Origin of the sequence: Rhizobium sp. C1 (assembly GCF_021026335.1) — a bacterium.
Lineage (GTDB): Bacteria > Pseudomonadota > Alphaproteobacteria > Rhizobiales > Rhizobiaceae > Ensifer_A.
Window position 1 is genome coordinate 139,031 of sequence record NZ_JAJNCY010000003.1, and the last position, 13,643, is coordinate 152,673.

General features: G+C 58.9%; 17 protein-coding genes. 5 read left to right on the top strand and 12 right to left on the bottom strand.

All coding sequences use genetic code 11. From position 1 onward, the window contains the following. Window positions 1-243: 243 nt before the first annotated feature. The gene (locus LQK83_RS08875; protein ID WP_230837040.1) at window positions 244-1,290 is read left to right on the top strand and encodes a sensor histidine kinase; all 1,047 of its coding nucleotides are present in this window, start codon (window positions 244-246) and stop codon (window positions 1,288-1,290) included. A 69-nt stretch (window positions 1,291-1,359) separates the two neighbouring features. On the opposite strand, the gene LQK83_RS08880 is transcribed toward LQK83_RS08875, so the two are convergent. Both LQK83_RS08880 and LQK83_RS08885 read right to left on the bottom strand, forming a co-directional pair. Beyond that, window positions 1,360-1,911, bottom strand: a complete 552-nt coding sequence (locus tag LQK83_RS08880) for a PRC-barrel domain-containing protein (protein WP_230837041.1) — start codon at window positions 1,909-1,911, stop codon at window positions 1,360-1,362. 127 nt (window positions 1,912-2,038) lie between these two features. Beyond that, complete coding sequence (locus tag LQK83_RS08885) at window positions 2,039-2,788, bottom strand: Crp/Fnr family transcriptional regulator (RefSeq protein WP_442966725.1); 750 nt, start codon at window positions 2,786-2,788, stop codon at window positions 2,039-2,041. Between the two features lie 176 nt (window positions 2,789-2,964). On the opposite strand from LQK83_RS08885, the gene LQK83_RS08890 reads away from it, so the two are divergent. Continuing rightward, window positions 2,965-3,372, top strand: a complete 408-nt coding sequence (locus LQK83_RS08890) for a hypothetical protein (protein ID WP_230837043.1) — start codon at window positions 2,965-2,967, stop codon at window positions 3,370-3,372. A 3-nt stretch (window positions 3,373-3,375) separates the two neighbouring features. Here LQK83_RS08890 and LQK83_RS08895 read toward each other — a convergent pair whose 3' ends face one another. Together LQK83_RS08895 and LQK83_RS08900 are read right to left on the bottom strand one after the other, a co-directional pair. Next, entirely contained in the window at window positions 3,376-3,939 is a 564-nt protein-coding gene (locus LQK83_RS08895; protein WP_230837044.1) for a sigma-70 family RNA polymerase sigma factor, read from the bottom strand. A gap of 3 nt (window positions 3,940-3,942) precedes the next feature. Next, window positions 3,943-4,155: a NepR family anti-sigma factor gene (locus tag LQK83_RS08900; protein WP_230837045.1), complete on the bottom strand. Its 213-nt coding sequence runs from the start codon at window positions 4,153-4,155 to the stop codon at window positions 3,943-3,945. 167 nt (window positions 4,156-4,322) lie between these two features. On the opposite strand from LQK83_RS08900, the gene LQK83_RS08905 reads away from it, so the two are divergent. Next, a complete protein-coding gene (locus LQK83_RS08905; RefSeq protein WP_230837046.1) occupies window positions 4,323-4,490 on the top strand; it encodes a DUF1328 domain-containing protein in 168 nt (55 codons plus the stop codon). Between the two features lie 70 nt (window positions 4,491-4,560). Here the strand turns inward: LQK83_RS08905 and LQK83_RS08910 are convergent, their stop codons facing one another. The 8 genes from LQK83_RS08910 to LQK83_RS08945 all read right to left on the bottom strand — a co-directional run bounded on the left by LQK83_RS08910 (window position 4,561) and on the right by LQK83_RS08945 (window position 11,367). Beyond that, on the bottom strand, window positions 4,561-6,780 hold the full coding sequence (locus LQK83_RS08910; RefSeq protein ID WP_230837047.1) for a cation:proton antiporter domain-containing protein: 2,220 nt from the start codon (window positions 6,778-6,780) through the stop codon (window positions 4,561-4,563). Between the two features lie 117 nt (window positions 6,781-6,897). After that, complete coding sequence (locus LQK83_RS08915) at window positions 6,898-7,119, bottom strand: hypothetical protein (protein WP_230837048.1); 222 nt, start codon at window positions 7,117-7,119, stop codon at window positions 6,898-6,900. Continuing rightward, window positions 7,116-7,301 carry a hypothetical protein gene (locus LQK83_RS08920; RefSeq protein ID WP_230837049.1) on the bottom strand — a complete coding sequence of 62 codons (186 nt, stop codon included), beginning with the start codon at window positions 7,299-7,301 and terminating at the stop codon, window positions 7,116-7,118. The genes LQK83_RS08915 and LQK83_RS08920 overlap by 4 nt, the downstream gene beginning before the upstream one ends. Window positions 7,302-7,475: 174 nt before the next feature. Beyond that, the gene (locus LQK83_RS08925; RefSeq protein WP_230837050.1) at window positions 7,476-8,474 is read right to left on the bottom strand and encodes a zinc-binding metallopeptidase family protein; all 999 of its coding nucleotides are present in this window, start codon (window positions 8,472-8,474) and stop codon (window positions 7,476-7,478) included. A gap of 98 nt (window positions 8,475-8,572) precedes the next feature. Next, on the bottom strand, window positions 8,573-9,562 hold the full coding sequence (locus tag LQK83_RS08930) for a sensor histidine kinase (protein ID WP_230837051.1): 990 nt from the start codon (window positions 9,560-9,562) through the stop codon (window positions 8,573-8,575). A gap of 92 nt (window positions 9,563-9,654) precedes the next feature. Beyond that, the gene (locus LQK83_RS08935; RefSeq protein ID WP_230837052.1) at window positions 9,655-10,452 is read right to left on the bottom strand and encodes a response regulator; all 798 of its coding nucleotides are present in this window, start codon (window positions 10,450-10,452) and stop codon (window positions 9,655-9,657) included. Between the two features lie 143 nt (window positions 10,453-10,595). After that, a complete protein-coding gene (locus LQK83_RS08940; protein ID WP_230837053.1) occupies window positions 10,596-11,024 on the bottom strand; it encodes a hypothetical protein in 429 nt (142 codons plus the stop codon). A 4-nt stretch (window positions 11,025-11,028) separates the two neighbouring features. Then, window positions 11,029-11,367, bottom strand: a complete 339-nt coding sequence (locus LQK83_RS08945) for a DUF883 family protein (protein WP_230837054.1) — start codon at window positions 11,365-11,367, stop codon at window positions 11,029-11,031. 350 nt (window positions 11,368-11,717) lie between these two features. Between LQK83_RS08945 and LQK83_RS08950 the strand changes: the two genes are divergently transcribed. After that, a complete protein-coding gene (locus LQK83_RS08950) occupies window positions 11,718-13,208 on the top strand; it encodes a sensor histidine kinase (RefSeq protein ID WP_230837055.1) in 1,491 nt (496 codons plus the stop codon). After that, window positions 13,205-13,642, top strand: coding sequence for a response regulator (locus LQK83_RS08955; protein ID WP_230837056.1), 438 nt, complete (start codon window positions 13,205-13,207; stop codon window positions 13,640-13,642). The genes LQK83_RS08950 and LQK83_RS08955 overlap by 4 nt, the downstream gene beginning before the upstream one ends. The last annotated feature ends 1 nt before the right edge of the window (window position 13,643 follow it).

The following is a 13,643-nucleotide window of genomic DNA, read 5'->3' on the forward strand; positions in this document are numbered from 1 at the left end:
GAGACCCTATTCAGGCTGGCTTGCATGAAGCTGTCGGAGGGGCGTCCAGAGGCCCGGAAATGGCGCCTGTGCACAACCGTCGCGGTGGGGCGCGCTGGCGGGTCCGGCTCCACTTTAGTTTTTTGATATTGCGCAAAAAAAACCTTGTGTAGCGCGTTTTAGCCTTTGCAGAAATTCCGTGGCACGATAACACTGTGACGAATTGCCGGACACAACGACTATCCCGTAGCATGATGAGTAAAGATGGAGACGCGCGTACTCTATATCGACGACGACGTTTCGCTTGCGCATCTGGTCAAGCGCAATCTGGGGCGTTCTAACCATAACGTCGTCCACGTACACGATGCGAACCAGGCGGTCGAAAGACTGCAGTCCGAGTCGTTTGATGTTGTTGTTCTCGATCACTATCTCGCCAACATGACCGGCCTGCAGATTCTCGGCCGGTTCCGTGAACTCGGCATTGCGACGCCAGTTGTCTATGTGACGGGCTCCAGCGAGGCGCGGATCGCGGTTGAAGCCCTCAAGAACGGGGCTTCAGACTATGTCATCAAGAACGCGAGCGAGGATTTCCTGTCCCTGCTGGCCGATGCGGTGGTCAACACGGTCGCAAACTCCCGGCTGCGAAAGGCCAAGGAGCAGGCGGATGAGGAAACGCGTCGCGCCAAGGAGCGGGCGGAAGCGCTTCTGGCCGAGATGAATCACCGCGTGGCCAACAGCCTTGCCTTGGTGGCCAGTCTTCTGCGCCTTCAGGCCAGCTCCGCCCAGCATGAAGAGACGCGTCAGGTACTGCAGGAGACTCAGAACCGAATTTCCGCCATCGCGGGCATGCATCGCAGCCTTTATTCGAACGACAAGATCAGTTCTGTCGACATGAAGCCCTATATAGCAGCTCTCGTCGGCGATCTGTCTGACACGATTGGCGGGGTGCAGTCGCGACTGCAGATTTCGGTCGATCTCGACGACATCGAGCTGACGGCGGACAAGGCGGTTTCGGTGGGCATGATCGTGACGGAACTTGCGACCAACGCGCTCAAATATGCCTATGCCGAGGACGAGAAGGGCGAAATCCGCATTTTCTTCAAGCGGCATGAGGAGGGCAGGGCGCGGCTTGCTGTTGAAGACGACGGCGCGGGTCTGTCGTCCTCCTCTGAGGCGAAACCGGGCACATCGAAGACCGGACTTGGAACGCGCATTGTCCGCTCGATGGCCGAGTCGATCGGCAATGGGATTCAGTATCCGCATACCCCGAAGGGGACCATTGCCGAAGTTCTGGTGTCTCTCGAAAACTGAGAACTGAACCACGCCAATAAGACAGAATGAAAAGAAAAGGCCGGCGCATGAGGCGCCGACCTTTCTGGATTACGGCTTGGCTGCCGGAGCGGTCGTCGTGCCGCCAGCACCGGTTGTCCCGGTCGCGCCCGTTCCATTGGCCGGCGCCGTACCGGTCATGCCGCTGTTGTTGGACTTGGCGGCAGGAACTTCAGGCTTTGTGTAGGTCGGGAGCGCGTTGAGCGCGTCCTTCGTAAGCTGCGTCTTGGCCTGAAGGTTGCCGTTGGCGTCTGCCGTGATGGTCACGTCGGACGGCGTCAGCGAAACCCGCTTCGAGCCAATGCCCAGGAAGCCGCCGACATCCACGACGTAGTTCGTCACCTGGCCCTGACCGCTCAGAATGAGGTCGTCGATCTTGCCGATGCTGGCGTTGCTCGCGTCCATCACCGATGCGCCGATGATGTTGGAGGCGGCGACGTTCTGACCATACATGGGCATACCGGCTTCGGTATTTGTTCCTGCAGCGCCCTGCGTTGTGGTGGCTGCGCCGTTCTTGTTCATGGTCGTGCCGGTTTCGGCACACATGGCGGGGACGGCGATGGAGGCCGCGAGAAAGGTCGATGCAATCAGGGTCTTGAACATCGGATGTCTCCTTTGCGTTTGTTGTCGTTTGGATCAGGCAGCGGTTGTCTTCCTGACCGGTCACATCAACGGAACGTCTGCAAAAGGAAGTGGTTCCGAAAGTTTATTATAAACTACGCGGAGATAATCAGATCAGTGGGCGCGCCCCTGCGGCCGGCGGTTCCCATTCTGCAAGTGCGGACAGGCCCTCCGGATCGAGGATTTCGCAGGCGCGGCCGCGCCAGACGATCATTTTCTTTTGCGCCAGACGCTTCAACGTCTTGTTGGTGTGCACCAGAGACAGGCCAAGCGTGTCGGCAATCAGGTTCTGGTTGAGCGGAAGCAGCGCATTTTCCGGTTTGAGAAGACCGGCCCGCAAGCCGCGAAAATAGAGGAAGACGAGGAGATAGGCTGCGCGCTCAAGCGCGGTGCGCTGGCCTAGGCTCAGCATGTGCCCGTCGAGGATGCGTTCCTCGCGCGAGGCGATCCAGGTCACGTCGAAGGCAAGATCGGCCGATTTTTCGAAAATCGTCAGGAAGCGGCTGCGTTCGAAAACGCAAAGCCGCATCGGGGTGAGCGCTTCGACGCTATGATCCATTTCCTGCAGGAGAGCGCCCTGCAGGCCGATCAGGTCGCCCGGGACGAGATAGTTGAGGATCTGACGCCGCCCGTCCTGAAGCGACTTGTAGCGGAAGCCCCAGCCCTCAAGAACGGTGTAGAGGTGAGGGCTGAATGTCCCCTCGGAAATCAGGTTCATCCCGGAATCGCAGCGCATTTCGCCCGACTTGAAATCGGCGATGAGCTTCGCTTCCTCGTTGTTCATGGAACGGAATCCGCTCATGCGCCGCAGGGCGCACGCTTCGCACTTGATCATAGCCGAATTTGCCAGGCCATCCATGCCAACACCCTCCGCCTTTCCTTTGCGAGGGGAGATGAAGCTTTGATGTCTGCCTGCATTCCCGCTGCGCTAATATGTCTTTTTTAAATGACTAAAAAACGCATCTGGCGTCATTTGCATATTCGCCGCCAGCAGCGTTTCTCCGTCACGTGTGATTCTGGCCACCCCCAAGCTCGTTGCAGAGCCTCGACAGAGATAAACGGATAGCCGTCATGTCAGACATAAGACCTGCGATCCTTATCGCCGAGGATCAGATATTCATTGCTTTGGAGGCCGAGAGAATTATCTCGGAAGTCTTTGATTGCCATGTAGAATTCTGCCGGCGTGATCGGCTTTCGGAAGTTCTTTCAGAGGCTTCCTTCCATATGGTCATTCTGGAATATACCGGAAACCAGAAGGAAGACACCCATTACGCTTTTCTCGTCCGTCAGGCCGGGGCAGAACTCGTTCTTCTGTCTGCCGTGAACGATCTGGCGGATGTGTCGCTTACCTTTCCCTCTATTCCAATGATCAAGAAACCGTTCAACGAGGCGGAACTGCGCGATTTCGTTTCAGGTTTTCTTTTGAGGCGGGAACCCATCTAAGGCTCATACGGAAACCGTGTGGCGCAGCACCGCCGCAATATGCGGTTCCGGGCCGTAATCGCCTTCACCATCAACGCCCAGCAGCTCCTGCAGGCGTCCTCGGGCGCGGTTTATTCGGCTTTTGATCGTTCCCACAGCGCAGCCGCAGATATTGGCGGCCTCCTCATAGGAAAAGCCTGATGCGCAGACGAGAACGATCGCTTCTCGCTGGTCTTCCGCCAGCTTGTTGAGGGCTGCAATGAAGTCCTTCATGTCGATCGAACCGACCTGATTGGGATGAACTGCCATCTGTGCGGTGTAAGCGCCTTCAGCATCCGAGATTTCGCGGCCGCGCTTGCGCATCTGCGAGTAGAATTCGTTTCGAAGGATGGTGAAAAGCCAGGCCTTCATATTGGTGCCGAGTTCGAAGCTTTCCTGCCGCGACCACGCGCGCACCACCGCTTCCTGAACAAGGTCGTCCGCCTTGTCATAGGTTCCGGTCAGTGAAATGGCGAAGGCGCGCAGGCTGGGAAGTGTTTTCAGCAGCTCGCGCTTGAACTGCAACTGATGACTCTCGGTCTCAGCCATAAATTAAACCTCGGGTTTCTGCGTACCGGTTTGGGCCCGCTCGGCTTCGTCCAGCTTTTCCAGAAGATGAAGGAGATTATCCGGGATACCCTCATTCTCAATCGTGGAATAGAGTTCCCGCAAGCGCAGCGCGATCCCATCCTGAACGACGTCCGCTGGCGGTAATCCGCCATTCAGCCGCTTCGGTGAATTTTCAGCATTCGACTTGTTCATCATCAGTACCGCTTAGTGGACGACAGCGCGTAAACGAGAGGCTCGGCAAAAGGTTCCCGCGCTTGGGTGACATTTTGCATAATTCATACTCTTGACGCAAATGTCTGAACGCCAATGGAACCTCTCCGTTCAGCGAGCGTTATGATCCCGACAAACAAGGGAGAAGTCTCATGCTCTATTACGCACTTATGTTTCTGGTCGTGGCCATCATCGCCGGTGCACTTGGCTTCGGTGGAATCGCTGGCGCTTCGGTCGGTATCGCGAAAATCCTGTTCTTCGTATTCCTGATCCTGTTCCTGGCATCGCTGATCTTCGGCGGCTTCCGACGGGCGCGATGAGGCCAGGAAACGCAGATTGATATGCCTGAAAGCCCGGCTCCCCGCCGGGCTTTTTGATGTCGGTCGTCACTCACGACTGTTCAGTCTCAACGAACACGATCGAACGGTCCGCCGTGTCGAGAAGATTGTCAGCGATGCGGCCGTAGCTCAGTCGCTCCCCGGTTCTGCGGCTGACGCCGACCACCAGAAGATTATAACGGCCCCGACGTGCATGTCTCAGAACCGCGACCTCTGCCGAGTTTCCTTCCTGCAGGGTCTTTGAAATCTTGATCCCGGTTTGTGCGGCGATCTCGTCCACCCTTTCGAAAGCTGCTGCATGGGCTGTCTCCTCACGACCGAACCGCGGCCTCTGCTGGGTTTCGCCCGGCTCCAGAATATAGATCACGGACACGGCAGCGCCGGACGATCCGGCCAGTGCGCATCCGAATTCGACGGCGCGGATCGACCGTTCGGTATCGCTGATGGGGATCAATATGCGCAGCTGGTTGTCGGCAACCGGTGTTCGTCCCTCGCGGGATACAACGATGGCGACCGTGCTGGCGAAAGCCGAAACGAGGTCGGACACACGTCTTGAGAAGCCGCCGCTCTCGCTGCTGACCGGATCGAGCCCGACGAAGAGAAGATCGTGGCCTTTTTCGGCGCTGTCCTTGAGGACTTCACCGATCTCTGCTCCGTCGCGATGACGCGTGGTGACATGGATGGCTTCAGGTTTCGGCGCGTCCTCGCCTGCCTCGCCGAGGCGGGTGCTTCGTTCGCGAAGGCGGGTTGCGAACGTCTCTGCGCGTTCACGCAGATCGGGCGATGATGTTTCGCCTTCGGCACCGTCTTCTGCTGCTGTCCCGGGCGAAGACCGGTCGTCATCCTCCGACACGTTCAGCACGGTCAGGGGGGTCTTTCTCGACTGTGCAAATCCGGCGGCCAGCCGTCCGGCCAGTTCGCTGCCAGGTGAAAGATCCACGGCAACAAGCGGTCGCTCGAAGCGGTTGAGAAAGCTCGTCGCCTCGAAGTCTTCCTTGAGAAGGCGGTGTTCCTCGTCCTTGTGCATTGGCAGCCGTTGCAGCGCCCAACGCAGCGTGGCGGGCATGGCCATGGTGGTCACGAGCGCCATGGCGACGATGGCCGAAAAAAGCTGCTCGTTGAGAACACCCACGCTCAGGCCGATGGTCGCGATGATCACTTCCGTCGAGCCGCGCGCATTCATGCCGGAGCCGAGCGCCAGCGCCTCGGCGCGCGACAACCCCGAAAGACGCGCGCCGACAAAGGCGCCGCCGAACTTGCCAACGCTGGCAACGACGATCAGGCCGAGCGTCAAAAGCAGCGCATCGCGCTCGAAAAGCACACCGATATCGGTCTTCAGGCCGGTCAGGCCGAAGAAGACGGGCATGAAAAGGGCCGTCGTCAGCCCGCGCAACTGCGTGTCGATCTGTTTGGTCAGGATCGGCGACTCGCCGACGAGGATGCCGGCCACGAAGGCGCCGAGCACGGTGTGAACGCCGATCATGTCCGTCATCATCGCCATCACGCCCATGATGGCGATGATTGCGGAGAGCACCGGCAGGTCGCTCTTGAAGTTGTCATTGGTGATGCGGATCACCTCGAACACAAGCCGCCGGCCAAGAGTAAAGCTGACGATCATGAAGACCAGCGTACCGAGGACGCTTGTGCCGATTGAGGTGAGATCGACCGTTCCGGATTTCGCCAGACTGAAGGTGAAGGCAATGACGACCCAGCCGATTGTGTCATCGATGATGGCAGAGGCGACGATCAGCTGTCCGATGTTTCGTCGCAGGAAGTCCATTTCCCGGACCACGGTCGCCACGATCTTGACCGAGGAAATGGCTAGCGCCGTGCCCATGAACAGCGACATGACGATACGCTGGTCAGGGTTGGGCACCAGATGCTGCGGCATGAATTCGCCCAGCAGGAAGCCGCAGGTGAAGGGAACGATGATGCCGGCCAGCGAAATGCTGGCCGCTGATCGCCGTAGCCGCATGGCAAGGCCGAGATCCGTTTCCATGCCGGCAAGGAGCAAAAGGAAGAGGATGCCAAGCTGGGCCACGGCCTCCGTCATGCTCTTTTGCGCGTCGACCTGCGGAAAGATCGCTGCCTCGACCCCCGGCGCGAAAAACCCGAGCACGGAGGGGCCGAGCAGGATGCCGCCGATGATCTGGCCCATGATCGAGGGCTGGCCGATGCGCACCATCAACTCGCCGAAAAGCCTGCCGACAACAACGAGAAGTACGATCTGGAAAAGAAAGAGGGCTTCCGAATGAGCTGCGGCGCCTTGCATGTGGACTTATCTCATTTCACTGGAACTGAAGCGATCCCGGCAGCACTAGCCTTGAGCTGAATGCCCGGAAATCTTTCAAAAATTGGCTTTGCCAACGGGGCGCCTGTCGACAGGGCGCTAGCGCAGGCATGCGTAGATGATCAGCAAGATGCCCAGAAACTGGATTATCCCCTGAACGGCCGAAAGCCAGGTCAGCGCCCTGCCGGAATGAAGCGGCAAGCCGTCCTCCAGATCACCAGCGGCGGCAGACCAATCGGTCTGCCATGCTACCTGATCCTTCGTCCCGTCATCCTTGTCCCAAGAAATGCGCATGGTTCCGTCCCCCGCATGGCGCTTCATCTGATCTTTTCCTGGAAGCCGACAGCCGTCCGCAAGTCATCGCCGGCTTTCGGCTTGTTGGGCACGATCCTGTTCGTCACATCGATCGGCTTCATCTTGGCCATCAGGCTCGCGTCGAACGTGTTGCACGAACCGAGAATGCGCATGCCCGGAGTCTTCAGCTTGCGTATCTCCAAAGGCATGTTCTTTTCACATTCCTGCGCGCGTTCGTAAGTCGAGATACGAACGGGTTCAGAAATGCAATGTGTCGAATTTACAGGGCAAGCGACCAGTACCAGTATTGCTGCGAAGCTGCTCATGTCCGCCTCCAACGTCTGTGGAGGTTTAACGTTTAAGGCGGAAATTTGTTCCAGGTTTTACGATTTCGAGACAGCCAGCCGATGGACGAAGTCCAGTTTCTCGATCACCTTCTCCGAAAAGACGAAGGGATAGAGGTCCGGCTGACCTAGGCTACGGTTGATCGCATTGATGCCGATCGTCAGTTCGACCCAGGCCGCGATGATCCGGTTGAGCGGGAGATCGGCCCCTGGCTCGAAGTGCCAGTCCGGGCTTTCGGGGAGCACATGGTAGGCATAGGCCGTCTCGAGCCCGTCGACGATGTGCAGGTAATGCGCCCAGGTTTCGGCAAAGTCTTCCCAAGGGTGGCTGGAGGCGTAGGCGCTGACAAAATTCTGCTGCCAGTCGGGCGGCGCGCCAGTGGCGTAATGCGTCTCCAGCGCCTCACCGTAATCGAGGCTTTCATCGCCGAAGACGGCCCGCGCCTCTTCCAGCTTGCCACCGTCGCGGATCAGGAGATTCCAGTAGTAATGCCCCGATTCATGCCGGTAGTGGCCGATCAGGGTTCTCAGCGCCTCTCCCATGGCCTCGCGGGCGGCCTCGCGCTCGGCCGCACTGGCCTCGGCGATGTTGATGGTGATCAGACCGTTCTCATGGCCGGTCATGACATGACCGACATCCGGGGCATCGGCCAGAAGATCGAAGCCCAGGCCCTCATCCGGATCATCGGCGCGTGTGACGATCGGCAGCGCCAGTTTCAATATGCCGTAGAGAAAATGCCGCTTTGCCGCCTCCAGTTTCGTCCAGCGTTCCACATGCGCCGGATTGGAAAGATCCGGTACCATCTGGTTGAGCGAACAGGCAAAACAGAAGCTGGGCCCCTCCATCGCCGGCGCGAACCAGTTGCAGCCGCAGGCGGCGGCGTTGGCGCAGACCGTGAGCCCTTCCGGCGGCGTTTCGCTGAAGGCGCGCATAATCAGAGCGTTCTTTTCGAAACCCAGCGAGAAGCCGCAGGTCAGGCAGAGAACATTGTCGAAATGGACGGTCGAGGTGCAGTTTTCGCAGGTGAAACGGTTCATCAGCCAATGCCTTTCAAAGGATTTCCCACGAGAACGATCACGAAGGGCATGTCGTTCCCACTGCGTCTCGGTCTGCCCGTTGTATTTTTCCGACACGCTCAGGCGCGGCTTTCGAAGGGGAATGTCAGTTCGTAGCTTATGCTGGTATCTTCGACGCGGTTGACGGCATAGCCGCCCAGGGCGGCCGGGACGATCCGTTGCAGGACCGTGCTGGCAAAGTGCTGGCTCCAGTCGGATGGCTCTGCCGGCCCGGGCCGGAGCTGCTCGATCCAGAGAAATTTTATCTTCTGCCCTTCCGGCGTCTCGAGCCGATGACACCGAATCTGGACGCTATGTGCCTGGGAGAGAATATCACTGTTGGTAATAGCGTTGACGACCAGTTCGTGCAGCGCCAGCCCCAGATGGGTTGCGGCATTGGGCGACAGGTTGATCGTGTCGCTTTCCAGCGTGATGGAGTCGGGGTTACCCGCGATATAACGGCTTATCTGCGCCTTCGCCAGCTCATTGAAATCGGCGCCGCGCCAGCTGGATGCCGTGACCAGATCCTGCGATTGCGCCAGCGCATAAAGCCGGCCGCGAAATTTCCCCAGAAAATCCTCAAGGCTGCCCGTGAAGCGGGCGGTGTGGGAAGCAATGCCCTGAACGATCGCCAGCAGGTTCTTGGAACGGTGGCTCACTTCAAGCAGCAGCGAATGAAGCGTCTTGGCGCGTTGCCGCTCCTCGGTCCGGTCGGAGATCGACATGATGACATAATTGCCCCGCCCGGGGATAGCGACCTTGCGGCTGCGGAATTCGTATATGCTTTCGTCAGGAAGCCAGATCTCGATGTCGGCCTGATCTCCGGGCTCGAGCAGCGTTGCGCGGCAGGCTTCGAGGCGCGCGGCGATTTCTTCGCCGAAAAGGTCTTCGTCGTTCGGTCGCCGGGTCAGCGTGGTCCGCCATCGGGGAGGGAGGCTGGTGATGCAAATGCAAAGGCCCGTTTCGTCATAGAGAAGATAGCAAGCCCCCATATCGACGAGCGCATGGATGAAGAAATCGCGCCCGAGCGCATCGATCTCTCCCGGTTCAATCCATGACAATCGCTTCACGATTCTTTACCCCGATTTCGGCAGGCAGCCGCATGTCACCACGACATGCGCGACGCCGACAGGACCTTGATCCCTGGAACAGATTAGCAGCCTCAGGCTGCTTCTCTCTGTCTTTCGTTGAAGAACAGGGCCTGGCTGATCAGCGCCTTCACCATGTCGGGGTTGAAAGGCTTCGTTACCAGGAAGGCAGGCTCAGGCCGCTCGCCCGTCAGCAGTCGCTCCGGGAACGCGGTAATGAAGATCACCGGTATGCTGCTATCGGATTCGAGGATATCGTTGACAGCGTCGATACCGGAGCTGCCATCGGCCAGCTGTATATCGGCGAGCACCAGTTTCGGCTTCGTTTCCGCGTACAGCTTCACCGCCTCGCTATGCGTCCGGGCGATCCCGATCACCGTGTGGCCGAGTTCTTCCACCATCTGCTCGATGTCGAGCGCAATCAGCGGCTCGTCCTCGATGATCATGACTTCGGTGACGACCTGTTGCGAGATCTGGCGCGAGGCTTCGTCGATCAGGCGGCTGAACTCCGCCTCGCTCACGTTCAGAACCTCTGCTGCCGCAGCGCTGGTGAAGCCTTCCAGTGCAACGAGCAGGAACGCGATGCGTTCGCGCTTAGGAAGGTTGAGGAGATTGTTGACGGCGCGTTTTTCCCAGGCGAACGGTGTCTCTATGGGCTTGGGCGATACATCCAGACGATCGAACACGCTGATGAAAAGCTTGTAAACGGCGGTCTTGTCGTCATCCAGCTTCGGCATGATCGAGATATCGGCAATCAGCGACTCGAGCATGGCGGCCACATATGCGTCGCCGGAGGTCTGCGAACCGGTTACTGCACGGGCAAAACGTCTCAGAAGAGGAAGGTGGATCGCGACGCGGGCGGTCAAGGACATATAGTCACTCCATGGAGTCAGGCTGCACTCTACCCGTTTATAACGCAGGCCGTGCGCGTTGGTTCCGTGCTGGCTGAAAAAAATACACAAAGGGTTTAGCCCCGGAAACAACCGGGCGAAAGAGACGTAAAAGTCGCGACGGGTTATCGCCGCGACTTCATCAACGCATAGGCAATACCCGCCACCGACAGGATGGTGACGACGGGGCTTGCCTTCACCAGCCCGGGCAGCTCGGTCATGGCGAGAAAGGCGCTGCTCCGGCTCGCGCTGGCCGCCGCAACCCTGCGCCGCTCTTCCTCCCAAAGCCGTTGAGCGCGCCTGTTCAGGATCGCCACCACGCCCCAAGCCAGCAAAGCCACGACGATCGCGGCCAGCGTCATGTAAGCGCTGGCGACGACGGGTCCCTGACGTTCGAAGATTGCAAACCAGGCGGTTGCAAACAGCGAAAGAAGGGCAAGAATCGCGAAAATCGCAGTGACGGCGGCACCGACAACGCTTCGCTGAATCCGTCCTGTGGAGGGCTCCAGGCCGCGCGCGGCGGCCTGTGCGATCTGGCTGATCAGGTGCTCCACGCGTTCACCGCTTGGTCAGGAGAGCTGCCAGGAAGCCGAGGCCGGCGGCAATGCCGATCGCGGTCAGCGGGCGTTCGCGGATACGCTGTTCGAGATCGCCTTCTGCGGCTAGAACCGTATCCTTGGCGGCCGATGCGATGGCCACGGAGCGGTCGGCCACGTCATCCTTCATGCGACGGGCTTCCTGGGCAAGCGTGTCCAGCGTACCGTTGCCATAGCCTGCGACGCTCTTTGCCAGTTCGGCCAGCTGAGCAGTCAACTGCTCCACGCGTGCTTCCAGGTCATCAGCATTCGCACGGGCTTCCTTGCTTGCATCCTTCAAGATCGAGGTCGCGGTTGCCATTCGAAAACTCCTTTTGTTTCGGTTGTCCGGGCCATTAACGCCACTCCGACATGAAAGTTCCGAAAAGAAAAAAACGGCAGCAAAACATTTTTTCGGGCACAGGGAACTACGGATCACATTCTGCGTTTATCTGTCGAAGTTCGCAGAAGGCGCCTGGTGTGCCAAGCCTGCGAAGCAACGGACAATGGAATTTACGGAGTATACTGACTGCGTTTTCAGCCCCTATTTCGGTCGTCGCCTGCCCCCCAAGTCCCCTCATGACGGCCTAACTCTGCCGCGCCTCGAAAAGGCGCGGCTTTTTCCGTTTTTATCACCTTCGCCCCTGATCCGATCTTTCTTCGAGTTCCCTCATGACGATTAACAAACCCTTTGTGCGAAACTCGCTGATCATGCTGTTTTGCGGGTCAGCCCTTCTGGTCTCGGTGGTGCTGTCTGCGATCGTTTTGATTGCTCAGACGCAGAAGACCTTCGACAGGCTGGTCCAGGAGCGAACGGTGCGTACCCGCGCCTCCGATCTCCTGCGATTGCTGCAGGATGCCGAGACGGGTCAGCGCGGCTACCTCCTGACGCTGAATCCGGGGTTTCTGAAGCCATATGAGGATGCCGTTCAGCAGATCGGAGCTGCGGAGAAGAGGCTGACGGCTGCGGTTTCGGATCTGAACGATCATCCCCATGACATGTCCGGGCTTTACGGCCCGATCGACGAGAAGCTGCGGGAGCTGGAGTCCACGGTCGACCTGGCGCAGAAAGGCGATCTTGATGCCGCCCGCCGGACCGTGAGCGAAGGCGGGGGCCAGGAGCTCATGACGCAGATCCGCGATCGGATGCAGATGATTATCGGCGCCTCGGATGCCGCGATTCAGGCCAATGTCGGCAAGCATGCGGTTTTTTCCGATCGCCTGCAATTCATTATCATTGCCGCCTTTATTGCCATTCTGGTGGTTCTGGGGGGCGCTATCTACATCATCATGCGGCATGTCCGGTCCTTGACAGAGGCGCGCCGCGAGTTGATCACGCTGAACGAAGAGCTGGAGCAGCGGGTCGCCGAGCGGACGCAGGATGTGGTGCGGGCCAACCAGGAAATTCAGCGTTACGCCTACATCGTCACCCACGATCTGCGCGCACCGCTCGTCAACATCATGGGCTTCGCCAGCGAGCTGGACATGTCGCTGAAGGACGTCAGCGCCTATGTGCTGGCCGATGGCGTGCCGCTTTCGCAGCAGCAGGTGCTCGATGCGCGCACGGCGGTCACCGAAGATATGCCCGAAGCGCTTGCCTTCATCCGCTCGTCGACATCGCGTATGGACGGCCTGATCAACGCGATCCTGAAGATATCGCGCGACGGCAGGCGCCAGCTCAAGCCGGAAACCATGGATTTGCGTGACATCGCCTCCGGCTGCGTGGCGAGCCAGCAGCATCGCATCGATGAGATCGGCGGCGAGGTCAATCTCGCGCTGCCGCCCTTCAAGCTGTTCAGCGACCGGATGTCGATCGAGCAGATCCTTGCCAATCTGGTCGATAACGCCATCAAGTATCGCAGCCCTGACCGGCCTTTGCGGCTCAGGATTGAAGCCGTTCGGCGCGGGCGTCTCGTCGATATCATCGTTGAGGACAATGGCCGTGGCATCGAGCCGGACGATCTGGAGCGCGTCTTCGAACTTTTCCGGCGGGCGGGTCCGCAGGATCAGGTGGGCGAAGGGATTGGTCTGGCCCATGTCCGCTCGCTTGCCCGCAATCTCGGCGGGGAAATCGATGTCCGCTCGGTCCCCGGCGAAGGCTCGGCCTTCATCCTGACCACGCCCATCGATCTAACTCATGCATTAAGGAGCCTTTCGGCATGAAAGCCAACGGTAGAGAAGTCACGATCGTCATGGTCGAGGATGATGACGGGCATGCGCGCCTCATCGAAAAGAATGTCCGCCGCGCCGGTGTGAGCAACGATATCGTCGCCTTCACGAATGGCACCGAAGCGCTCGAATTTATCCTCGGCAAGGACATGAGCGGCACCGTCTCGGCCGACCGATATCTGCTGATTTTGCTGGACCTGAACCTTCCTGACATGTCGGGGACCGAAATCCTCCAGCACATCAAGGAGAATCCCTTTACCAAGCGGCTGCCTGTGGTCATCCTGACCACGACCGACGACGAGCGGGAAATCCAGCGCTGCTATGATCTCGGCGCCAATGTCTACATCACCAAGCCGGTCGACTATGAAGGCTTTGCCAACGCCATCCGGCAGCTTGGCCTGTTTTTCTCGGTGATCGAAGTTCCGTGAG